18 protein-coding genes are annotated in these 21,226 nt (G+C 71.8%); 5 read left to right on the top strand and 13 right to left on the bottom strand.

What is annotated here, in order from left to right; translation table 11 throughout:
• Window positions 1-42: 42 nt before the first annotated feature.
• Window positions 43-654: a DUF3017 domain-containing protein gene (locus OHN74_RS27255; protein ID WP_443060577.1), complete on the bottom strand. Its 612-nt coding sequence runs from the start codon at window positions 652-654 to the stop codon at window positions 43-45.
• A 67-nt stretch (window positions 655-721) separates the two neighbouring features.
• Window positions 722-1,576, bottom strand: a complete 855-nt coding sequence (locus OHN74_RS27250) for a bifunctional methylenetetrahydrofolate dehydrogenase/methenyltetrahydrofolate cyclohydrolase (RefSeq protein ID WP_327697219.1) — start codon at window positions 1,574-1,576, stop codon at window positions 722-724.
• A gap of 296 nt (window positions 1,577-1,872) precedes the next feature.
• Here OHN74_RS27250 and OHN74_RS27245 point away from each other — a divergent pair, with 296 nt between their 5' ends.
• Complete coding sequence (locus OHN74_RS27245; RefSeq protein ID WP_327697218.1) at window positions 1,873-2,505, top strand: hypothetical protein; 633 nt, start codon at window positions 1,873-1,875, stop codon at window positions 2,503-2,505.
• A 128-nt stretch (window positions 2,506-2,633) separates the two neighbouring features.
• On the opposite strand, the gene OHN74_RS27240 is transcribed toward OHN74_RS27245, so the two are convergent.
• Together OHN74_RS27240 and OHN74_RS27235 are read right to left on the bottom strand one after the other, a co-directional pair.
• Window positions 2,634-2,792: a hypothetical protein gene (locus OHN74_RS27240; protein WP_327697217.1), complete on the bottom strand. Its 159-nt coding sequence runs from the start codon at window positions 2,790-2,792 to the stop codon at window positions 2,634-2,636.
• A 51-nt stretch (window positions 2,793-2,843) separates the two neighbouring features.
• On the bottom strand, window positions 2,844-3,062 hold the full coding sequence (locus OHN74_RS27235) for a peptidase inhibitor family I36 protein (protein WP_327697216.1): 219 nt from the start codon (window positions 3,060-3,062) through the stop codon (window positions 2,844-2,846).
• 233 nt (window positions 3,063-3,295) lie between these two features.
• Between OHN74_RS27235 and OHN74_RS27230 the strand changes: the two genes are divergently transcribed.
• On the top strand, window positions 3,296-4,351 hold the full coding sequence (locus OHN74_RS27230; protein WP_327697215.1) for a helix-turn-helix domain-containing protein: 1,056 nt from the start codon (window positions 3,296-3,298) through the stop codon (window positions 4,349-4,351).
• A gap of 110 nt (window positions 4,352-4,461) precedes the next feature.
• Here the strand turns inward: OHN74_RS27230 and purH are convergent, their stop codons facing one another.
• Window positions 4,462-6,033, bottom strand: coding sequence for a bifunctional phosphoribosylaminoimidazolecarboxamide formyltransferase/IMP cyclohydrolase (purH, locus tag OHN74_RS27225; RefSeq protein ID WP_443060576.1), 1,572 nt, complete (start codon window positions 6,031-6,033; stop codon window positions 4,462-4,464).
• Window positions 6,034-6,041: 8 nt separating this feature from the next.
• Window positions 6,042-6,671 carry a phosphoribosylglycinamide formyltransferase gene (purN, locus tag OHN74_RS27220; RefSeq protein WP_327697213.1) on the bottom strand — a complete coding sequence of 210 codons (630 nt, stop codon included), beginning with the start codon at window positions 6,669-6,671 and terminating at the stop codon, window positions 6,042-6,044.
• A gap of 282 nt (window positions 6,672-6,953) precedes the next feature.
• On the opposite strand from purN, the gene OHN74_RS27215 reads away from it, so the two are divergent.
• Window positions 6,954-7,751 (top strand): hypothetical protein, encoded by a 798-nt coding sequence (locus OHN74_RS27215; RefSeq protein ID WP_327697212.1) that lies wholly within the window; start codon window positions 6,954-6,956, stop codon window positions 7,749-7,751.
• A gap of 13 nt (window positions 7,752-7,764) precedes the next feature.
• On the opposite strand, the gene OHN74_RS27210 is transcribed toward OHN74_RS27215, so the two are convergent.
• Complete coding sequence (locus OHN74_RS27210; protein ID WP_327697211.1) at window positions 7,765-9,438, bottom strand: cell division protein PerM; 1,674 nt, start codon at window positions 9,436-9,438, stop codon at window positions 7,765-7,767.
• 97 nt (window positions 9,439-9,535) lie between these two features.
• Between OHN74_RS27210 and OHN74_RS27205 the strand changes: the two genes are divergently transcribed.
• Window positions 9,536-10,621, top strand: coding sequence for a helix-turn-helix domain-containing protein (locus tag OHN74_RS27205; protein ID WP_327697210.1), 1,086 nt, complete (start codon window positions 9,536-9,538; stop codon window positions 10,619-10,621).
• 130 nt (window positions 10,622-10,751) lie between these two features.
• On the opposite strand, the gene sucD is transcribed toward OHN74_RS27205, so the two are convergent.
• The 6 genes from sucD to OHN74_RS27175 form a co-directional block, all read right to left on the bottom strand.
• Window positions 10,752-11,636 (bottom strand): succinate--CoA ligase subunit alpha, encoded by an 885-nt coding sequence (sucD, locus tag OHN74_RS27200; protein ID WP_327697209.1) that lies wholly within the window; start codon window positions 11,634-11,636, stop codon window positions 10,752-10,754.
• A gap of 21 nt (window positions 11,637-11,657) precedes the next feature.
• The gene (gene sucC / locus OHN74_RS27195) at window positions 11,658-12,836 is read right to left on the bottom strand and encodes an ADP-forming succinate--CoA ligase subunit beta (protein ID WP_327697208.1); all 1,179 of its coding nucleotides are present in this window, start codon (window positions 12,834-12,836) and stop codon (window positions 11,658-11,660) included.
• A gap of 618 nt (window positions 12,837-13,454) precedes the next feature.
• Entirely contained in the window at window positions 13,455-13,658 is a 204-nt protein-coding gene (locus tag OHN74_RS27190; RefSeq protein WP_327697207.1) for a hypothetical protein, read from the bottom strand.
• Between the two features lie 936 nt (window positions 13,659-14,594).
• Complete coding sequence (locus OHN74_RS27185; RefSeq protein ID WP_327697206.1) at window positions 14,595-15,770, bottom strand: VWA domain-containing protein; 1,176 nt, start codon at window positions 15,768-15,770, stop codon at window positions 14,595-14,597.
• Window positions 15,767-18,355, bottom strand: a complete 2,589-nt coding sequence (locus OHN74_RS27180; RefSeq protein ID WP_327697205.1) for a DUF5682 family protein — start codon at window positions 18,353-18,355, stop codon at window positions 15,767-15,769. Before OHN74_RS27180 ends, OHN74_RS27185 begins: the two co-directional genes overlap by 4 nt.
• Before the next feature lie 148 nt (window positions 18,356-18,503).
• On the bottom strand, window positions 18,504-19,649 hold the full coding sequence (locus tag OHN74_RS27175; protein WP_327697204.1) for an ATP-binding protein: 1,146 nt from the start codon (window positions 19,647-19,649) through the stop codon (window positions 18,504-18,506).
• Window positions 19,650-19,816: 167 nt separating this feature from the next.
• Here OHN74_RS27175 and OHN74_RS27170 point away from each other — a divergent pair, with 167 nt between their 5' ends.
• On the top strand, window positions 19,817-21,175 hold the full coding sequence (locus OHN74_RS27170; RefSeq protein WP_327697203.1) for an SWIM zinc finger family protein: 1,359 nt from the start codon (window positions 19,817-19,819) through the stop codon (window positions 21,173-21,175).
• The last annotated feature ends 51 nt before the right edge of the window (window positions 21,176-21,226 follow it).

The raw sequence follows: 21,226 nt of genomic DNA, 5'->3' as shown, positions 1-21,226 counted from the left end.
TGTCAGACGGTGGCTCGGTTCCCGCCGGGGTGAAGTACGGCCCTATCCGCCCTGGCTGCGGATCGTGTAGTGCAGGGTGTCGTCCAGGAACGGGATCGTCAGCCACGGGTTCGGCTGCGCCATCATCGACAGCAGCACGATGGCCGTGCCCAGCAGCGTGTACGTGACCATGTCCGTGAACCGGGAGCGGACGGCGAGCATCCCGACGTCCGGCACCACCCAGCGCAGCACCGCACCGGCCAGCAGCGCGGCCCCGATCAGCAGCAGCCCGTACCGGAACACGTCGAGCGCGGTCAGCAGCAGTCCGAGCCCGACCATGCTCAGCACGGCAAGGATCGGCCACTGCCGAGCAGGCGCCGGCGCGTCCCCCGGAGCCGCCCGGCCGCCTCCCTCGGGTCGCGCGGTGTCCCGCGTGAAGAGGGGGAAGCGACGCGTCGTACGCCGGGGCCGCCCCTCGGCGTCCGGCGCGCTGACGGGGTCGACGACAGTGGGCTCGGGCGGCTCACCGGACGCCGGAGCGGCGCCGGCCCGACCGCCCGGCCCGGACGCCCCTCCGGCCTCGGGTGACCCACCGGTCTCGGACACCCGGCCGGCCTCACGCACCCGGCCCGGCTCGGACGTCCTTCCGATGTCGGACGTCCTGGTGCCGGACATCCTGGTGCCGGACGGACCACCGCCGGGCGTACCGCGCCCGCCGTCCACCGCCCGCCTGTCCTCCGCCTCAGCCGACACTGCGCTCCGCCGCCTCGACCACGTTGACGAGCAGCTGGGCACGGGTCATCGGGCCGACTCCGCCGGGGTTCGGGGAGATCCAGCCGGCGACCTCGGCGACGCCCGGATGGACGTCGCCCACGATCTTGCCCTCGGCGGAGCGCGAGACACCGACGTCGAGGACGGCGGCGCCCGGCTTCACGTCCTCGGGGCGGACCAGGTGGGCCGAGCCCGCGGCGGCGACGATGATGTCGGCGCGCCGGAGGTGGGCGGCCAGGTCACGCGTACCCGTGTGGCACTGCGTCACCGTCGCGTTCTCGCTGCGCCGGGTGAGCAGCAGCGGCATCGGGCGGCCGATGGTGACACCGCGGCCGACAACCACGACCTCCGCGCCCTTGATCTCGACGCCGTGGCTGCGGAGGAGGGTGAGGATGCCGTTGGGGGTGCAGGGCAGCGGGGCCGGCTCGTTCAGGACGAGGCGGCCGAGGTTCATCGGGTGGAGGCCGTCCGCGTCCTTGTCCGGGTTCATCAGTTCGAGGATGCGGTTCTCGTCGATGCCCTTGGGGAGGGGCAGCTGGACGATGTAACCGGTGCAGGCGGGGTCCTCGTTCAGCTCGCGGACCGCCGCCTCGATCTCCTCCTGGGTGGCCGTGGCGGGCAGTTCGCGCTGGATGGAGGCGATGCCCACCTGCGCGCAGTCGCGGTGTTTGCCGGCGACGTACTTCTGGCTGCCGGGGTCTTCCCCGACGAGGATCGTGCCGAGGCCGGGCGTGACGCCCTTCTCCTTCAGCGCCGCCACGCGGGCGGTCAGATCGGACTTGATCGCGGCTGCGGTGGCCTTGCCATCGAGAATCTGGGCGGTCATGCCCCCATCCTCGCGGATGACCGCCTCCGGGTTCCAATCCGGGTGCCGATCCAGGTTCCGATCCGGGTCCCCACCGACGTGTGCACACGCCGGTCGCACGTGATCGCGGATGTTGCACTTGCACAACACATGCACTATGCGGCTGGACAAGCACAAGCGAACTAAAGAACGATAAAACGACAAGCAGCACAGTGCCGCGGGCAGGGCCGGGGGGCGGACCGCATCTGTACATCACCTTCCTCCGTTCGGTGCCTCGCGTCGTCCCCGCACTTGACGCAGACGGAGGAAGCCCCGCCATGAGTTTCGGCGACCCGAACAACCCGTACGGCCCGCCCCAGCAGCAGCCCCAGCAGCCGGCGCCCGGTTACGGCTACCCCCAGCAGACCCCGCCCCAGCAGCCCGGCTACGGCTACCCGACGGCCCCGCCGCTCGGCCAGCAGGGCTACGGACAGGGATACGGGCAGCCGGGCTACGGCGGCTACCCGGGCGGCCCGCTCACGATGCCGGGCAATGTGAAGGCCGCCCGCGTGATGCTCTTCGTCATCGCGGGCTTCCAGGTGATCGGCGCCATTCTCATCGCGCTGTCCGCGGTCGCGATCAACGCCGCGAAGAACGACCAGCAGCTCAAGGACGACGTCGACTTCCAGCAGCTCGCCGACTACTCGTCCGGCGCCCTGTGGGCCATCACCGCGGTCGTTCTCGCCTGGGGTGTCTTCGCGATCGTCCTGGGTGCGAAGTTCGGCAGCGGCGGCAGCGGCGTCCGGATCGCCACCCTGGTGTTCGCGATCATCACCGCGGTCCTCGGCGTGTATCCGTTCATCGTCGTCGGCCTGGTGCACACCGTGCTCGCGATCCTCGTCGCGGTGTTCGTCGGCAAGTCCGAGGGCGCGGCCTGGTTCAACCGGTCGAAGTACCCGGCTCACCAGTAACAGGCAGTCGTCGGCAGGTTCACCCCGTCCACCGTCAAGGGCCGTGTCCCACCCCGTACAAGGGGGAGACACGGCCCTGGTGCGTCGCCCGGCCCGGAGCGGGTCCTGGGGCGCCGGGCGAGGCGGGCTCAGCCGCAGCTGCCGGAGATCCACTTGTGGGAGCGGACCTTGTAGGTGCCGGCGAGGTTGCCGCCGTGCTGCTGCCGGGTGCAACCGATCCGGTCGGAGTAGTCGGCACCCAGGTAGTAGGAGACCCCGGTGGACGAGCCGGTGCCGGCGTTCCACACCGACTTCACGTTCGTCGTGGCGGCCCATGAGCAACGGACCGAGCCGCTCTGTCAGTCGGGGTCGGCGACGTCCCACGAGCACTTCTGGCCGGTGAAGTTGGCGCCCGTCCAGAAACAGATGTCGCCGCTCGCGCAGTCGACGGCGACGGGAGCCGCCTGTGCGGCCGAAGCGGACGTGGGCACGGCGAGAGCGGTGGCCGCCGCCGCGCTGACGGCGAGGACGGCGAAGAGCGGCTTGATGCGGCGCGGCCTGAGTACGGAAAGGTTCATGGTCCTGATCTCCTTGAGTTCGTCGACCGATGCGCCGACCGTTGCTCGGACGGCCCGACGCCGACAAGGCACGCACCCACCGGGCAAGGAGATCGGGCCCAATGGGATGCCGGGACGGCGGGACGCCGTTCACGTGCCACGTTCCGAGATCGTTGGATCGGCCATGGGACGGCGTGCATGGCACAGTGGCCCGGCTACTGGAGCGTCTGACCAACGTGCCATGGGGGGAAACCATGCCCGCACACCCGGAATCCGAACAACTCGCCGCGATATTGCGTGCGTTGAAGAACAGATCAGGACTGAGCTACGAAGCACTCGCGAAGAGGACCGACATCGCCGGTTCCACCCTGCACCGCTACTGCAAGGGCACCTCGGTGCCGCAGGACTACGGAAGCGTCCACCGCATCGGCACGGTCTGCGGCGCGTCCCCCGACGAACTCCGGTCGCTGCACCGGCTGTGGGCGCTCGCGGACACGGCCCGGCTCAAGGAGAACGCGGAGGACAGCGGAAAGGACAGCGGGAAGGCCGACGGGGAGGACAGCGGGGCGGTGGATACCGCGGTGGCGGACACCGCTGTCGAGGCACCCGCGACGCGCGACCCCGCCCCCGCCCGCCGCTCCCGCTACTCCGTGGCCGTCGCCGCAGGGGCGGCGGTCCTGACGCTCGGCGTCTCGGCCTGGGTCCTGTCGACGAACGAGGCGTCGTCCGCCAGCCATGACGACCGCGTGCTGTTCTCGGCCGCCTGCCGTTCCGTGGTGGCGATGGGCCAGCACGACACCTGCGTCCACGAGGTGCAACAGCTGCTGAGCGACAAGGGCGCGGACATCGGCGTCGACTCGGACTTCGGGCCGCAGACCCTGCGCCGGGTCACCGCGTTCCAGGTGTTCGCCGGTCTCCCGCCGAACGGTGTCGTGGACGACGCGACGAAGGAGGCGCTGTACTCGTCGTCGAAGGTGCGCATGAACGTGTGGTCGCCGGAGAAGGTGCGGCAGCGCATCCGCGCGGAGTTCAAGGAGGCGCCCGACAAGGCCGTCGCCATCGCGGACTGCCAGTCCTTCCTTGACCCGCTGCACATCCTGCCCAACACCAACGGCACCCGTAACTGGGGTGTGTTCCAGATCTCCGACGCCCGGCTGCGCGAACTGGGCGGCACACCGCGGCAGGCGCTGGACCCGGCGTGGAATATCGGGGCGGCCAAACGCCTGTGGAGCCAGAACCACGACTTCCACGACTGGCCGCACTGCGAGCGGGCGGCCGACGACGCGGCGTCGCCCACGGGGCACCCCTGAGCACCGCTTGTCCAACGGGGGCATTCATGCGTTCGCCGTCGCCGGCTCACGGCTGTGGCCCGCCGGAACCCGAGGTTCCGGCGGGCCACAGCCGTACTCATGACTCAGCCTCAGTGGAAGAAGTGCCGGGTCCCCGTGAAGTACATCGTGACGCCCGCCTTCTTCGCGGCCTCCACGACCAGTTCGTCCCGCATCGAACCGCCGGGCTGTACCACGGCTTTGACACCGGCGGCCGTCAGGATCTCCAGCCCGTCGGGGAACGGGAAGAACGCGTCCGAGGCCGCGTACGCACCGCGCGCCCGCTCCTCGCCCGCCCGCTCGACCGCCAGCTTCGCCGAGTCGACGCGGTTGACCTGGCCCATGCCGACGCCGACGGAGGCGCCGTCCTTGGCCAGCAGGATGGCGTTGGACTTGACGGCCCGGCACGCCTTCCAGGCGAAGGAGAGTTCCGCGAGCTCGGACGCGGACAGCGCCTCGCCCGTCGCCAGGGTCCAGTTGGCCGGGTCGTCGCCGTCGGCCTGGAGCCGGTCCGTCACCTGGAGGAGCGCGCCGCCGTCGATGGGCTTGACCTCGGCGGGGTGGGAGGGCGCGGCCGGGGCCTTCAGGACGCGGATGTTCTTCTTCTTGGCGAGGGCTTCGAGGGCGCCGTCCTCGTAGTCGGGCGCGACGATGACCTCGGTGAAGATCTCGGCGACCTGCTCCGCCATCTCCTTGCTGACCGGCCGGTTGACGGCGATGACCCCGCCGAAGGCCGACAGGGGGTCGCACGCGTGCGCCTTGCGGTGCGCCTCGGCGACGTCCGAACCGACCGCGATGCCACAGGGGTTGGCGTGCTTGATGATCGCGACGCAGGGCTCGGCGTGGTCGTACGCGGCACGGCGGGCGGCGTCCGTGTCCGTGTAGTTGTTGTACGACATCTCCTTGCCGTGCAGCTGCTCGGCCTCGGCGAGACCGGTCCCCGTGCCGTCGACGTAGAGCGCGGCGGGCTGGTGCGGGTTCTCGCCGTAGCGGAGGGTGCTCTTGCGCTCCAGTGCGGCCGCGATGAACTCGGGGAACTGAGAGTCGTCCGCGGGTGCGTAGGCGCTCGCGAACCAGCTCGCCACCGCGATGTCGTACTCGGCGGTGTGCCGGAAGGCCTCGGCGGCCAGCCGCTTGCGGGTGGTGAGGTCGAAGCCGCCGGTCTGTACGGCGCTCAGCACGTCGGCGTACCGCGCCGGGCTGGTGACCACGGCCACCGACGGGTGGTTCTTGGCGGCGGCGCGGACCATCGACGGGCCGCCGATGTCGATCTGCTCGACGCACTCGTCGGGCGAGGCGCCGGAGGCGACCGTCTCGCGGAACGGGTAGAGGTTGACGACGACCAGGTCGAAGGGCTCGACGCCCAGCTCGGCGAGCTGGTTGCGGTGGTCCTCCAGGCGCAGGTCGGCGAGGATGCCCGCGTGCACCTTGGGGTGCAGGGTCTTGACCCGGCCGTCCAGGCACTCGGGGAAGCCGGTGAGCTCCTCGACCTTGGTGACGGGGACGCCGGCGGCGGCGATCCGGCCCGCCGTCGATCCCGTGGAGACGAGTTCCACGCCGGCCTCGTGCAGGCCACGGGCCAGCTCTTCCAGACCGGTCTTGTCGTAGACGCTGACGAGCGCCCGGCGAAGGGCCCGCTTGTTGCTCTCGGCCGTGACAGTGATGTCGGCGGTCACTGGATAACTACCTTTCGTCCCTCAATGCGATAGCCGTTGCGGGCGAGCCGCCCCACGACATCGACGAGCAGCCTTCGCTCGACTTCCTTGATGCGCTCGTGCAGAGCGCTCTCGTCGTCCTCGTCCCGGATCTCCACCACGCCCTGAGCGATGATCGGTCCGGTGTCGACGCCGTCGTCGACGAAGTGGACGGTGCAGCCGGTGACCCTCGCGCCGTACGCGAGCGCGTCGCGAACGCCGTGGGCCCCCGGGAAACTGGGCAGCAGGGCCGGATGCGTGTTGACGAACCGCCCGCCGAACAGGGCCAGGAACTCCTTGCCCACGATCTTCATGAACCCGGCGGAGACGACCAGATCGGGTTCGTACGCGGCCACCGCACCGGCGAGCGCCGCGTCCCACTCCGCCCGGCTGCCGTGGTCCTTCACCCGGCACACGAAGGTCGGCAGCCCGGCCCGCTCCGCGCGCGCGAGCCCCTCGATGCCGTCGCGGTCGGCCCCGACGGCGACGATCTCGGCCCCGTAGGCCTCGGTGCCGGTGGCCGCGACGGTGTCGAGGAGCGCCTGCAGATTCGTACCGGATCCGGAGACCAGCACGACAAGACGCTTGGCGGCCTGGGACTCGGCCACGACGGGGCCCTTTCTCGGGGGAGCGTTTGTACGGTCGTACGAATGCTTCGCGCCCCGGGATACGGGGAAGTCTACGAAGCGGCCGACCGCCAGCAACGATACCGGCACTCCGGACAGCCCCCACGGGACGGGGGCGTGGCCGGAAGGTAGCGTCTGGGAGGAGCCGGTCCGGGAACGCGGTCGTCATGCGGTGCGTTCACGGAGTGACGGCTCATACCGAACAGCCGTAATCGACAGCCGTGAACCAACGGCCGTGATCAACAAGGGGAAGACGCTCACTTGATGTCGGACCGCAGCCTGCGACTCCTCACGCTCACCCCGCAGTCTGTGCTGCTGCGGGAGCGCCCCACGTCGCCGCCCGACGCACCCTCGGGCAAGAACAACGGCGACACCGGCGCGAACGGCGACGGTCAGGGGAGCACGGCCCAGGACGACAACCCGTTCGCCCCGCCGCCGGAGGGCACCCCGGACAAGCCCTGGCAGCCCCGGCGTCCGGCGGACGACGACGCCTCCGGCGACGGCGGGCGCTCCCCGTGGGGCAGTCAGTGGAGCGACCGGCAGCCCGGCCGTTCCCCGGGCGTCTTCGGCGACCGCTCCGGCCGGTCCGGCGGACAGGGTGGCCAGGGCGGCTCCGACGGCCAGGGCGACGGACAGGGCACCAACCCGCGCTGGGACCCGACGGACCCGGCCCAGCGCCAGGCGCGGTACGCACTGCTGTGCGGTATGTGGGCCTTCTTCTTCGCCCTCTTCAGCTGGCCGTACGTGGCACTGCTGCTCAGCGCGCTCGCCCTGCACTGGGGCATCAGCGCCCTCCGCGCCAAGCCCCGCACCCCGAACCCCGACACCCCGGCACCCCCGCAGGGCGCGGGCGGCGGGGGCCGACAGCAGCGGACGGCCGCGATCAGCGGCCTGGTCACGGCCTCCCTGGCGCTCGCCATGGTCGCCCTGACGTTCAGCCTCCAGTTCGTGTACCGCGACTACTACACGTGCACGAACGACGCCCTCACGTCCACCGCCGAGAAGGCCTGCAACGACCTGCTCCCGAAGCAACTCAGGAACGTGTTCGGCACGAACGGCTAGCAGTCGGCCACGGCTAGGGCTGCGTCCCCTCCGGCTGCGGCCGCGCTTCCTCCGGCTCCGGAGGCGTCGTCGACGACGCCTCCCTGAGCGCCGCCCAGCGGGCCTCGCGGGAGGCGGTGTCGTCGTACCAGGGCGACAGTGACGGTGACACTGACGGCAGGTCGGCGGGGAGGAAGTCGTAGGCGGCCTCCGCCTCGTAGGGGTCGCTCGCCGCGTAGGCATCGTCGGCGGTCGCGTGCCGCTGCTTCGCCCCGGCGGTCGCCGCCGAGGGCGTCAACTTCAGTGTGCCGGTGTCCGTGCCGATGTCCGTGCCGGTGCCCTTCGGCCGCTTCCGCAGCCGCCAGGCGCGCAGCCCCAGGGCTGTCGGTACGGCGACGGAGGCCGTCCACGCCAGCGTCGCCGCGCCCGTCTGCCACCACACCGGCCCGACATGGGCGAGGGCGTCCCTCCCGAGCGGGCCGCCCGCCAGCGCGGCCAGCACGGCGAGCGCGCCCGCGCACAGGGCGGCGGCAAGACCCGCGTTCGCGGCGGTACGCCCGCCCGACCAGGGCGTCCTCCCCTCTCCGGGTCCTGCCGCCCGCGCCGTGAACCAGGCCACCGTCAGCCCGGCCGCCACCGGAACCGCGGTGACCGCCCAGGTCAGCGGGGTGCCCGGCCCTGCGTCCGGTACCGCCGACAGCAGCGGGAACGGCGGCAGCAGCGGCGCCGGGTCGGAGGCCGGCGGGCCGATGACGTGGCCCGCGCCGAGGGCGAAACCCGGGCCGAGCGCGTAGGCCGCACCCCACAGCGCCGCATTGGGGATCAGGGCCAGACAGAGCAGCAGTACGGCGATCCGGCCCGACCACGCCTCCGTCAGCTGGAGGAAGGAGGCCCGGGCGACCCCGCCGTGCCCCACCAACGACACCGCGACGAGCAGCGCCCCGCCCCCGACGAACACGGCGGTTCCGGCTCCGGCGGCCCGCACAGCGGCGAGGCCCCGGCCACGGGCATCCGGGTCGAGCGCCCGCCGCCGGACCGACCTGGGCAGCAGATACAGCACCCGGGGCGACAGCGGCCCGCACGGTCGGCCGTACGCCGTCCACACCCCGGCACCCGCCGCCGTCATGGCGAGCAACGGCACGCATACGGCCGTCCACGCCCAGTCGGGACGCAGCCCGCCGCCGGCCGCGTACAGCGCGACGCCCCCTCCGACGGCCAGATACCCGGCGACGACGCCGAGCCAGACGGTACGGGCGGGCAGAGGGGGCGCATCCTCCGTCGCCCCCTCGTCGTCCGGGCCCGCGGTCGCGTCGCGGGCGGCCCGGTGCAGCAGCCAGACCGGGAGCGCGAGCAGCAGGAGAGGGGTGACGCCGACGGGGGCGGGAGCGCCGGACAGGCCGTCCACGCGGACGAGTTCGGCGCCGTGGGCGAGCACCCAGAGCGCGGCGGCGATGTGCAGTGCGCCGTCGGGTCCGCTGTCCGGATACGGCGAGCTGATCCACAGCACCATCACGAGCACGGCGAACGAACCGAGCCCGAGACCGGCCGCGAGCGCGCCGCCGAGCAGGCCGGCGCCCAGTCCGGGGGAACGGTCGCGCAGACGGTCGCGGAGCCGATCGCGCAACCGGGAACGGCCCCGGGAGCGGACCCGGGTACGCAGGGGCGGGAAGGGAAGCCGTCGGTCGGTCGTCTGGGTCACGAGCGCCATGCTCCCAACGACACGCGCTTTCCCGGCGTAACAGGCGAACTTACGACGTGTCACTCAATATACGTTTTATGTACTTTTACGCGCGAAGGGGCCCCTGGTGACGCAAAGCCCCACGATCCCGCTGCCCCCGCCCACCGAACGCCGGCGCCTGCGCGAGTCCCAGTCGCTGACACAGGCTCAGGTCGCCGAACGGGTGGGCGTCAGCCGCGAGACGGTACGCGCGTGGGAGACCGGCCGTACGACACCGCGCGGACGCAAGGCACAGAGGTACGCGAGCCTGCTGGCATCGACACCGGCTCCCGCCACCCCCACCCCCATCCCCACCGCCACGGTCGCCGTCGCGGTCACCGAAGCAGCGGTCGGCGAAGAGTTGCCACCCGCCGCTCCCCTGACTCCCGCTCAGGCCTTCGACGCGCTCTACGCGTTCTGCGCCCCCACCCTGGTACGCCAGACCTATCTCCTCACCGGGCGGCGCGAGTTGGCGCGCGAGTCGGTCGAACGGGCGTTCCAGCTGGCCTGGCACCGCTGGCCCGAGGTGGCCGTGGACCCGGACCCGGCAGGGTGGGTACGGGCCACGGCGTACGAGTGCGCCCTCTCCCCCTGGCACCGCTTCCGCCCCCGCCACCGCCACCCGGAGGCCCCACCCGCCGACCCGGCCGACCGCACACTGCTGTCCGTCCTCCTGGAACTCCCCCCGCCGTACCGCCGCACCCTGGTCCTCCACGACGGTGTGGGTCTCGGCCTGCCCGAGACCGCGGCGGAGACGGAGGCGAGCACCCGGGCGGCGGTGGGTCGCCTCCTCCACGCCCGTACGGCGGTGACGACCCGTCTGCCGGAGCTCGCGGACCCGGACCGCCTCTCGTCCGGCCTGGCGGGCCTGGCCACCCACGCCCGGCTGCGCGCCGCCCGCCCCTCGTCCGTCCGCGCGGGCAGCGAACGCCGGGCCCGGAGCTGGACCCGGGCGGCGATCGCCTTCACCGTCGCCCTGATCGGCGCCACCACGTTCACCCTCCACACGGCCCCGACACGCTACGAGCCACCGGTGGCCCCGGGGACGACGGTGGAGGGGGTGCCACCGCAGGCGGCACCGGGACCGTTGTCCCGGACGGAACGCGACCTCCGCAAGAAACTCGAGAACACGACGTCGAGCGGCCCGCGGAGGGTGCACCCGGAACCGAGGTGAACCCCCGCCCGCCCGACTTCAGGCAGTCTTCGGGCGGTCTTCGAGCGGTCACAGGCACCAACGCCAGTGGGCCCGCCCCGGACAAAGGGAACGGGCCCACTCACACTCAACTCAGCAGAGCCGGGAAACGTCAGCCGGCGAGCAGCTCACGCGCCAGCTTCGCCGTCTCGGTCGGCGTCTTGCCGACCTTGACGCCGGCGGCCTCAAGGGCCTCCTTCTTCGCGGCAGCCGTGCCGGAGGAGCCGGAGACGATGGCACCGGCGTGGCCCATGGTCTTGCCCTCGGGCGCGGTGAACCCGGCGACGTAACCGACGACCGGCTTCGTCACGTTCTTCGCGATGAAGTCGGCGGCACGCTCCTCCGCGTCACCACCGATCTCACCGATCATCACGATCAGGTCGGTGTCGGGGTCCGCCTCGAACGCGGCCAGCGCGTCGATGTGCGTCGTACCGATGACCGGGTCGCCACCGATGCCGACGGCCGACGAGAAGCCGATGTCACGCAGCTCGTACATCATCTGGTAGGTCAGCGTGCCGGACTTCGAGACCAGGCCGATACGGCCCGGCTTCGTGATGTCGCCCGGGATGATGCCGGCGTTCGACTGACCCGGGGTGATGAGACCGGGGCAGTTCGGGCCGATGATGCGGGTCTTGTTGCCCTTCGACTGCGCGTACGCCCAGAAGGCGGCCGAGTCGTGGACCGCGATGCCCTCGGTGATGACGACCGCGAGGGGGATCTCCGCGTCGATCGCCTCGACCACGGCGGCCTTGGCGAAGGCCGGCGGTACGAAGAGGACCGATACGTTGGCGCCCGTCTTCTCGATCGCCTCGGCGACCGTGCCGAAGACCGGGATCTCGGTGCCGTCGATGTCGACGGAGGTGCCCGCCTTGCGCGGGTTCACGCCGCCGACGATGTTGGAGCCGTCCGCCAGCATGAGCTTGGTGTGCTTCATGCCCGTGGCACCGGTCATGCCCTGGACGATGATCTTGCTGTCCTTGTTCAGGAAGATAGCCATGGCTGTTCTGTCCCTCTTCCCTTACTTCGCAGCCGCGAGCTCGGCGGCCTTGTCGGCCGCGCCGTCCATGGTGTCCACACGCTGGACCAGCGGGTGGTTGGCGTCGGAGAGGATCTTGCGACCCAGCTCGGCGTTGTTGCCGTCGAGGCGGACGACGAGGGGCTTGGAGACTTCCTCGCCCTTGTCCGCGAGCAGCTGCAGCGCCTGCACGATGCCGTTGGCGACCTCGTCGCACGCGGTGATGCCGCCGAAGACGTTGACGAACACGGACTTGACGTCCGGGTCGCCGAGGATGATCTCCAGGCCGTTCGCCATGACGGCGGCGGAGGCGCCACCGCCGATGTCGAGGAAGTTGGCGGGCTTGACCCCACCGTGGTTCTCACCGGCGTAGGCGACGACGTCGAGGGTGCTCATGACGAGACCCGCGCCGTTGCCGATGATGCCGACCTCACCGTCGAGCTTGACGTAGTTGAGGTTCTTGGCCTTGGCCGCGGCCTCCAGCGGGTTGGCCGCGTCCTTGTCCTCGAGCGCGGCGTGGTCCGGCTGGCGGAACTCCGCGTTCTCGTCCAGGGAGACCTTGCCGTCGAGGGCGATGACCTTGCCGGAGGCGACCTTCGCGAGGGGGTTGACCTCGACGAGGAGGGCGTCCTCCTTGATGAAGGTGTCCCACAGGGTCACGAGGATCTCGGCGACCTGCTCGGCGACCTCGGCCGGGAACTTCGCCTGCGCGACGATCTCACGGGCCTTCTCGATGCTCACGCCCTCGTTGGCGTCGACCGGGACCTTCGCGAGGGCCTCGGGGTTCTCCTCCGCGACGACCTCGATCTCCACGCCGCCCTGTACGGACGCCATGGCGAGGAAGGTGCGGTTGGTGCGGTCGAGGAGGTACGAGACGTAGTACTCCTCGACGATCTCGGGCGCGGTCTCGGCGATCATCACCTTGTGGACCGTGTGGCCCTTGATGTCCATGCCGAGGATGTCCGTCGCGCGGGCGACGGCCTCGTCCGGGGTGGCGGCGAGCTTCACGCCGCCGGCCTTTCCACGCCCACCGACCTTCACCTGCGCCTTGACGACGGACTTGCCGCCCAGACGCTCGGTCGCCGCGCGTGCCGCCTCAGGCGTGTCGATGACTTCACCGGCCAGCACCGGTACACCGTGCTTGGCGAAGAGGTCCCTCGCCTGGTACTCGAACAGGTCCACGCGCGTCCGTCCCTATCAGTGATCTCGCGGTTCGTTGTCTGCGTGGGCGTGCCGCGATGGGCAACGTGACGTCCGCTGTGTCACAAGGGTGGCGCACACGATGTCCGAGCGCGCGGCATGTCCGTCTCGCAGGTTATCGCCGCACCCCGCAGGTCCCTAAATCAGGAATCACACCTGAGCGGTGATACCTGTCACAGAGTGCCACTGACGGCCCTTGATCGGCCCGCGCGAGGGGCGTAAAGACGCGTTACGCATGCATAGGGGTGCAAAGGTGAGGCCTCACCGGGCTGGGGTGGGCCCGGTGAGGCCTCGGGAAGGCCCGCCAACGGCTTTGACGGTCCTCCGGCAAGCGGTCCCCACCCCTGGAGGACCGCTCACCGCCGTCCGCCGGGCACGCCCTGACCCGACCGATGGCATTCGGCCGTACGGGGGCTGTCCTGGCGGAGTCCGGAAGATCCGCACGTCGGGCGTGCGGAGGTCGGGTGCGTGAAGTGCCGCTGCGCGGAGCGGCCGCGACGGTCGGGCACCCGGCTGGCACTCCGTGCAGTTGTCGCGCACTCTTTCGGCCCAGGTGGGACGGGTTTCGCGCACGGCGCCGGAACGGAGGGGAAGCCCTGCCTAGGCGGGGCTCACCGGAATGTCCCGATACCTGTTCCTGGCCTCGGCACCGGCGGCGACCGGGGCGAGCACCAGTGCGAGGCACACCGGCGTCCGCTGGTCCAGCGCGACGGCATGCCCGTCTCCTTGGCCACCGTGCCGGGGACCACCACTGTCGACGACCGCCCGGTCACCGAGCGCCCCGTGGGGCACCCCGTTCGGCATGTCCCCGGGCGCCCGACGCACAGACGCCCGCGAGACATCCACGCCACCCCTGCCATCCGCCACCACCACGCCACCGACGTCCACAGCACCGCCGACCCGAACGGGGAACCGAGGGCCGTACGGCACTCCGCCCTGATCCGCACCGGCAGCGTGCGTCGGCGGGGTCTTCAGCGGCGAGGGGGGTACCGGGGACGAGGTGCCGGTGGCGGAAGAGGGAGGGTTCGGGACGGCAGAGGCCGGAGGGGCCGAAGAGACAGGAGAGGGAGGAGAGCCAGGAGAGGGAGGAGAAGAGGGGACGGTAGGCGACGCGGGCAGTCCCGGAAGCACGGGCGGCTCAGGAATTTCCGGAAGCGCCGGCAACTCGGGAAGTTCCGGAAGCACGGAAAGTTCCGGAAGCACGGGTAACGCAGAGACTTCAGGAAGCGTCGGCAAGACGGGCGACGTCGGCTCCGACGACGGAACCTCCGCCGGCCTCTTGGCAACGGCCGTCACCAGACCGCCGGCCGGTGGACCGACCTTCTCGACCACCGGCCGAACCACATCGACGCGCACCGGCGGCGCGCCCTCCGCCGCGTGCGCCCGCTCCCCGCAGAGGAACCCGAACGCGAACAGCCCGCCGACCAGCACCGCCACCCGCAACGCGCGCCGCCCCGCCGCCGTACGCGTCACACGCAGTACGGCAACGGGCAGGGCGGCTGGCCAGTTCAAGAGGACGGACTCTTCCGGGCGGCGATACGACGGCAGGCGTCAAGGAACCACGAGCGTCAAGGAACAGCGAGGAGCAGGACGAGGCGGCGCCGATCCTCGCACGGCCCTCCCAAGGTCGCGCAAGTCCCCCGTTACCGATGCGCACTCATGTCCTTTTTGCCGACCGAAGCGCCCGCCCTCATGATCCTTTGCTCACTCGGTTCCCTCGGCTCAACGGGCTCAATGAGCTCACTGGGTGTCGGGGATCGGCAGCGGGCGCTTCTCGATCGCCGCGGCCATGATGTCCGGGAACAGGTCGGGCGTGCAGGCGAACGCCGGTGCGCCCAGCGCCGCGAGTGCCGCCGCATGCTCCCTGTCGTACGCCGGCGCCCCCTCGTCCGACAGCGCGAGCAGCGTCACGAACTGCACCCCGGACGCCTTCATCGCGGCGACCCGCTTCAGCATCTCGTCACGTATGCCGCCCTCGTAGAGGTCGCTGATCAGCACGACGACGGTCTCGGCGGGCCGGGTGATCTGCGACTGGCAGTACGCGAGCGCCCTGTTGATGTCCGTACCGCCGCCGAGCTGCGTACCGAACAGCACGTCCACCGGATCGTCGAGCTGATCGGTGAGGTCGACGACAGCAGTGTCGAAGACGACGAGCCGGGTGTCGATCGACCGCATGGACGCCAGCACCGCCCCGAACACCGACGCGTACACCACCGACGCCGCCATCGAACCGGACTGGTCGATGCAGAGGACGACCTCCTTCTTCACCGACTGGGAGGCGCGCCCGTAGCCGACGAGCCGCTCCGGCACGATCGTGCGGTACTCGGGCAGGTAGTGCTTGAGGTTGGCCGCGATCGTGCGGTTCCAGTCGATGTCGTGATGGCGCGGCCTGCTGATACGGGCACTGCGGTCCAGCGCGCCGGTGAGCGTGGCCCGGGTCCGCGAGGCGAGCCTCTTCTCCAGGTCCTCGACGACCTTGCGTACGACCGCTCTCGCCGTCTCCTTCGTCGTCTCCGGCATCGCCTTGTTGAGGGAGAGCAGCGTGCCGACGAGGTGGACGTCCGCCTCGACCGCCTCCAGCATCTCGGGCTCCAGCAGAAGGGCGGAGAGACCGAGCCGGTCGATGGCGTCGCGCTGCATCACCTGGACGACGGACGACGGAAAGTACGTCCGGATGTCACCGAGCCACCGCGCGACCGACGGCGCGGACGCCCCGAGCCCCGCCGAACGTTCCCGCCCCGCCCGGCCCTTGCCCCCGTCCCCTCGCCCGTAGAGCGCGGTGAGCGCCCCGTCCATCGCGGCGTCCTGCCCGGAGAGCGCGCACCCGGTACCGTCCGCCGCGTCGCCCCCGAGCACGAGGCGCCATCGCCGCAACCGCTCCTGTGCCGGATCCGCCGACTCGGTCGCCGTCGTCATGTCCCCACCCCCACAAGGTTGTTGTCGACGCCTCCGTCACCCGCGGCCGACAGCCCCAGCAGCAGCCGCAGCACCGGCAGCACGGCATCCGCCCGCCGGGCGTCGAGGCCGAGTGCGAAGCCCGGCAGACCGACGGCGCCTGCCACCGCGCTCCCCCGCTTCCCGGGACCGCGCCGGACCAGTTCCCCCAGCGTTCTACGCACCCCGGGCTCGTACGCCGAGAAGGTGCGCCTCAGCAGCGGCAGCACATCGGTGAACGCCTCCGTCGGCACCCCGGTCAGCCAGGCGTCGACCAGCCCGAGCAGCCGTTCGTCGTGCACCAGCAGCATTCCGCCCCCGGAGCCGCCTCCGACGAACCCCTCGATCCACGCTGCCGCGTCCCCCGGTGCCGTCCCGGGCGACAGCACGAGCCCCATGAGCAGCGCCGCCTCGTCGTGCGCCAGCTCCCCGTCGTCCAGCAGCAGCCGCACGGCCCGCCCGCGCACGACTCCGGCCACGCTGTCCCGCGCGGACAGCACCCGGAGCACGGCGTGCCAACGGCGCCGCAGCTCGATGTGGCGTCCCGGTTCTGGGGCATCCGCAGCGGTGTACGCGAGAGCATCCGAGGACGAGGAGGCAGACGTGGCCTCGGTGCCGCCTGCGGGAGGGTCCTCGGGATCAGCGGCTCTCGTGGGGCTCTCCACATCGGTGCCCGCGCGGACGATGCCCGGCGGCGCCTCCTCAGCAGCGGTACCCGCCGGAGGTTCCGCCGGATCCGGGCCCACGGCCTCCCCGAGCAGCCCCACCGCCCCGTGCACCGCGTCCACATGGCGCCGCATTTCCTCGGCGGCCTCCGTGTCGAGCGCGGCACAGGCCGGGGGCAGCCCGACGAAGACGCGCTCGGCGAGGCCCGCCGCGACCTCGGCCAGCACCCGGGTGTCCGTGCCGCGTACGTCGCCGTAGCGCAGAGACCGGACCAGTGCCGGCAGGGCCTGGGCGAGGTGGCCCACGTCGGCGTCCAGGGCCGCGCGGTCGGCGAGAACACGCATCACCACGGGGAGCGCGTCGGCCAGTTCGGCGAGCAGACAGCGCTCGGCGAGTGCGGTCACGTCCGCCAGCGAGCCCGCGCCGACTGCGTCGGCCTCCGCCCTGGCGGTCGCCGCCGAGAGCACGGTCGTCCCCCACACACCGGCCTCGGCGACCCGTACCGCCAGCTCCGGCTCCCATCGCAGCCGCCATGTCTCCCGGAAGGTGCCGGTGCTGCCGCGCGACGCCGCGGGTTCGCCCCAGCCGATCCCGAGCAGCCGCAGGCGGTGCAGCAGCCGACTGCGCCCGGCGTCGGTCTCCTTGCGCAGGTCGAGCTCCAACTCCCGTTCCAGCGATTCCGGTTTGAGCCGCAACCGGCGCTGGAGCCGCGTCAGGTCGCGCTGCAACGGCACAGCGGGCGCCGCCTCCGGTACTTCCCCGAGCACGTCTCCGACGACGAGCCGGTCCTGCACCAGGGCCAGCGGGACGTCCGAGCCCTCGCACATCACCGCCCGCACGGCGTCGGTCGTCTCGGTCAGTCCCGGCAGCGGGCGGCCCCGCATCGCGGCGAGCGTCTCCGCCAGCCGCACCGCCTCGATGACATGCGCCGAGGAGACCATCCTGTCCTCGTCGCGCAGCAGCCCCGCCACCTTGGTCATCCACCGCTCGACCGGCCGGTCCGGCACTCCGAACAGATGCCCGTACCAGCCGGGTGAGTCGATGCCCGCCCCGTAACCGCTGGCCCGCGCGAGCCGGCGATGCGTCCACGGCACCCAGGTCACATCCACCTTGACCTTGGGCAGTCCTTTCAGCAACGCCCGGTCGGCGGCGACGGCGGTCTTCCGCCGCAGCGCGGGCACATGCCAGGCACCGCACACCACGGCCACCGAAGCGTCCCCGAACTCCCGCTGTGCCGCTCGCACTTGGAGCCGCATGTACGCCTCCCGCACGGGGTCCCGGTCGTGCCCCCCGGTGCCGTACACCTCGCGCAGCGCGCCCATGGCCTCTTCGAGCACTTCGAAGGGGGCGAACACGTCCCCCTGCCCCGCACCCCGGTGCTCGACGACGTCCTCCCACCAGCGCTCCGGATCGTCGTAACCGCCGGTCCGCGCGAGCACGGCGAGCGGATCGACCCGCACATCGGCGTCCGGGGCGGGGTCGGACACCGGACCGTCGGTCCCGTCCCCCTCACCTCCGTCCTTGCGCTCCCCCTCCTCCCGCTGCTCCTCGCCCTCGCTCCCCCACGCCAGCGTGTGCGTGGCGGGGAGGTCGATGAAGCGGGCGGGGACCCCGTGTTCGAGGGCCCAGCGGATCGCCACCCACTCCGGGGAGAACTCGGCCAGCGGCCAGAACGCCGAGCGGCCGGGTTCGTCCACGGCGTGGGCCAGCAGGGCGACCGGCGGTCGCATGTCCTCGTCGGCGGCCAGCGGGACCAGGGCGTCGGCCTCGGGCGGCCCCTCGATCAGTACGACCGCCGGCCGCGCCGCCGCCAGCGCGGCCCGTACCGCCCGCGCCGACCCGGGCCCGTGATGACGTACGCCGAGCAGCAACGGCCCGGCGCCCCCCTCGACGTCGGTCACGCCACTCGCCTCCCACGCCAGGTCGAGTCACCGTCGTCGACCGCCGTACTCACGCCACCCACCCGCATGGACACCGAACCGCCTCCCATCGACAACCCGTACACACGCCCCCGCACATCCACACCCGCACCCCTGCCCCTGCGCCGGCTCACGCGCTCACCTCCCGGCACGCCCGGTAGAAGTCCTTCCAGCCGTCGCGTTCGCGGACCACCGCCTCCAGGTACTCCTGCCAGACGACCCGGTCGGCCGCCGGATCGCGGACGACGGCGCCGAGGATGCCCGCGGCGACGTCGGAGGCCCGCAGGACGCCGTCGCCGAAGTGGGCCGCCAGGGCCAGACCGCTGGTGACGACCGAGATCGCCTCGGCGGTGGACAGCGTGCCGCTGGGCGACTTCAGCTTCGTCCGGCCGTCCGACGTGACCCCGTCGCGCAGTTCACGGAAGACGGTCACGACGCGACGGATCTCGTCGACACCGTCCGGCACGGCTGGCAGGTCGAGCGAGCGGCCGATCTGGTCGACCCGGCGCGAAACGATGTCGACCTCGGCATCGGCACTCTCCGGCAGCGGCAGCACCACCGTGTTGAAGCGGCGGCGCAGAGCGCTGGACAACTCGTTGACGCCACGGTCGCGGTCGTTGGCCGTCGCGATCAGGTTGAACCCTCGTACCGCCTGCACCTCCTGCCCCAACTCCGGTATCGGCAGGTTCTTTTCCGACAGGATCGTGATCAGCGTGTCCTGTACGTCGGCAGGGATACGGGTCAGCTCCTCGACGCGGGCCGTCATCCCCTCCGCCATCGCCCGCATGACGGGGCTGGGTACGAGGGCCTCGCGGCTCGGGCCGTGCGCGAGCAGCCGCGCGTAGTTCCAGCCGTACCGGATCGCCTCCTCCGGCGTGCCGGCCGTGCCCTGGACCAGCAGCGTCGAGTTGCCGCTGACCGCCGCCGCCAGGTGCTCGGACACCCAGGTCTTCGCCGTACCTGGCACACCGAGCAGCAGCAGGGCACGGTCGGTCGCGAGGGTCGTGACGGCAACCTCGACGATGCGGCGCGGGCCCACGTACTTCGGTGTGATCACCGTGCCGTCGGGCAGGGTGCCGCCCTGCAGGTAGGTCGCGACGGCCCACGGCGACAGTTTCCAGCGGGCCGGGCGCGGGCGGTCGTCCTGCGCGGCCAGCGCCGCGAGTTCGGCGGCGAAGGCGTCCTCGGCGTGCGGGCGCAGTTCCTCCGTGCCGTTCGCGTGCGCGGACTGCTCGTCACGTGAGTCGACGGATGTCGGTTCAGCGGAAACAGACATGGCTCGGTCCCCCTCCAGCTCGGCCGGTCTTGGCCCGTTCGGATCTGGTGACCACACTGCACCACGCCACTGACAATGCACTCTGACCTGCGGAAATGCTGTTCCGAGAGCTGAGTGGAGATCGCTGCGAGGGCCGATTGTCAGTGCCGGGACCTACCTTCGATGTCATGACTCAGCAGGGGGTGCGCTGGACGGCGGATCAGGTGCTGGCACTGGCGCCTGACGTCTCGTCACGCAAAGCGGGAAGCAAACTCGGCGCGGCCGGGCCGTGGTCGGAGGCCGGCAGCTCTGACGAGGGGACGGTGTGGGGACTGTGCAAGGGCAGTGGCAGCAAGCCGTATCAGACGGTCGTCGACATCGCGGACGCCTCCGGGCCCGCGTACAAGTGCAGTTGCCCGAGCCGCAAGTTCCCCTGCAAGCACGCTCTCGGGCTGCTGCTGCTCTGGGCGGCCGAGGACGGCGCGGTGCCGCGAGGGGATGCGCCGGGCTGGGCGGAGGAGTGGCTGGCGGGGCGGCGGAAGCGAGCGGAGGGGAAACGGACGGCGGGCGAGGAGGGTTCCCCGTCCGGGTCCGGTGATCCGGAGGCGGCGCGGCGCAGGGCGGAGCGCCGGGCCGAGCGGATCACTGCGGGGGCGACGGAGTTGGAGCAGCGCCTCACCGACCTCCTGCGCGGCGGCCTGGCCACGGCAGAGCAGGCGGGTTACGGACTGTGGGAGGAGACGGCGGCCCGCATGGTCGATGCCCAGGCCCCCGGACTGGCAGCGCGGGTAAGGGAGTTGGGGGCAATTCCGGCGTCCGGCCCGGGCTGGCCGGTGCGGCTGCTGGAGGAGTGCGCGCTGCTCCATCTCCTCGACCGGGGCTGGCTGCGCCGGGACGAGCTGCCGGACGGTCTGGCGGCGACGGTGCGGTCGAGGGTCGGCCTGCCCGGTTCGGCGGACGGCCCGCCGGTGCGCGACCTCTGGCTGGTCCTCGCCCAGTACGAGACGGCGGACGCCCGCCTGACGACCCGCCGGATCTGGCTGCACGGCGCGGAGTCGGGCCGCACCGCCCTGCTCCTCTCCTACGGCGCGGCCGGCCGCGCCCCCGAACTGGCACTGCCTGTCGGTCTGGCGTTCGAGGCCGAGGTGTCCGCGTATCCCGGCGCCGGGCAGCTTCGGGCGGCCCTGGGGGAGCGGTTCACTCCGCCCGCGCCGACGGAGGTGCGGCCGCCCGGGACGACGACCGCGCACGCGGCAGAGCGCTACGGGGAGGCACTTCGGGACGACCCCTGGCTGGACTCCTGCCCGGTGACGCTGGACCGGGTCATACCCGTCCCGGACGGCGGCTCCTGGCAACTGGCGGACGCCGACACCGACCTGGCGTTGCCCATGTCCCCCTCCGCCGTGGCTCACCCGGGCCTTTGGCGCCTCGTCGCCCTGTCGGGCGGCGCCCCCGTCACGGTCTTCGGCGAGTGCGGTCACCGGGGTTTCACCCCTCTGACGGCCTGGCCGGAGGGAGCGGCGGGACAGGCGGTCCCGCTGTGCTGAAGCGGCTCGCCACACCGACGACTCACGGCTCCACGACACGACGGCTCCCCA

The organism is Streptomyces sp. NBC_00459 (assembly GCF_036013955.1).
Classification (GTDB): Bacteria; Actinomycetota; Actinomycetes; order Streptomycetales; family Streptomycetaceae; genus Streptomyces.
The sequence above is the reverse complement of the archived record's forward strand: the minus strand, read 5'-3'. Positions and strand labels throughout refer to the sequence as shown.